At 75.0% G+C, this 1,308-nt stretch carries 1 protein-coding gene; it reads right to left on the bottom strand.

Features of this window, described 5'->3' with window-relative positions:
* Positions 1 to 150 precede the first annotated feature (150 nt).
* On the bottom strand, positions 151 to 1,122 hold the full coding sequence (locus FOE67_RS25940) for a tetratricopeptide repeat protein (protein ID WP_182667262.1): 972 nt from the start codon (positions 1,120 to 1,122) through the stop codon (positions 151 to 153).
* Positions 1,123 to 1,308 lie beyond the last annotated feature (186 nt).

Below are 1,308 nucleotides of genomic sequence, written 5' to 3'. Positions count from 1 at the left end.
GGGTCGGAACGGGTGATCGGCGGGAGGCGGGCGGGCCGCACGGGCCGGACGGCGCGCGGGTGACGGGGGAGGCGAACGCGCCGCACGGGAGGACGCCCCGGCCCGCCGGGGAACCGGCGGGCCGGGGCGTCGGGCGTCGGGGCGTCGGAATCAGAAGAGGACGCGGCTGAGCGCGCTCCGCGCCGAGATCACCCTGGGGTCGTCGGGGCCGACCACCTCGAACAGTTCCAACAGACGCACCCGGGCGGTGGTCCGGTCCTCCCCGGACGACCGCCGGACGGTGTCCACCAGGCGGGCGAAGGCGTCCTCGACGTGGCCGCCGGCCAGGTCCAGGTCCGCGACGGCCAACTGCGCCTCCACGTTCGCCGGGTCGTCCGCGGCCTTCTTCCGGGCCTCCCGGCCGTCACCCAGCTCCTGGACGCGGTACAGGAGTTGGGCCTGCCCCAGCCCGAGGCGGGCCTCGGTGTTGCCCGGGTCGTCGGACAGGACGTTCTCGTAGGCGCGGATGGCCCCGCCGAGATCACCGGTGTCCAGCGCCTCGTGCGCGGCGGCGAGGGCGGGGTCCGAGGGCGGCTCGGGCACCATCGCCGGCTCCCCCTCGGCGGCGGGATCCACCGGCGTGCCGGTGATCCCGAAGCGCTGCTCGGCGGCGAGGATGAGCTGGTCCAGCACCTGCCGGATCTGCGCCTCGGGCGCGGCCCCCTGGAACAACGGCAGCGCCTGGCCGGCGATCACCGCGAACACCGCGGGGATGCCCTGGACCCCGAACTGCTGGAACAGCATCTGGTTGCGGTCGACGTCGATCTTCGCCAGCACGAAGCGACCGGCGTACTCCCGGGCCAGGTTCTCCAGGATCGGACCCAGCTGCTTGCACGGCTGGCACCAGTCGGCCCAGAAGTCGATGACCACGGGCACCTCGGCGCTGCGCTGCAGCACCTCCCGCTCGAAATCCGCCTCATCGACATCGATCACCAGGGAGACGGCCCCGGCGGGGGCTCCCTCCCCGGCCGGTTCGGCCGCGCGCCTGGCGCGGGCCTCCTCGGCCTTCTGCTTGGCCTCGGCCGCCGCCTTGACCGCGGAGAGATCGACGGCACCGCTCATCGACATGTTGCGTGGCTGCATGGGAACAGTCTCCCCCCTTCGTCGCCCGATCGGACACGCGCACCGGCGACACCCGGCGACGGGTTCCCCCGGGACGGCGCGGCGGGCTCCCGGGGCCCCACCCCGGGGCCGGGTCCGGGGGTCCGGGACCGATCGGGCCGGACGGTGTGGCGAACGCCACATCCCCGGTTCCCGCTTCCCCGCCCC

The organism is Streptomyces calidiresistens, from assembly GCF_014141525.1.
In the GTDB taxonomy this organism is placed as follows: domain Bacteria; phylum Actinomycetota; class Actinomycetes; order Streptomycetales; family Streptomycetaceae; genus Streptomyces; species Streptomyces calidiresistens.
This window is presented reverse-complemented; position numbering and strand designations above follow the sequence as displayed.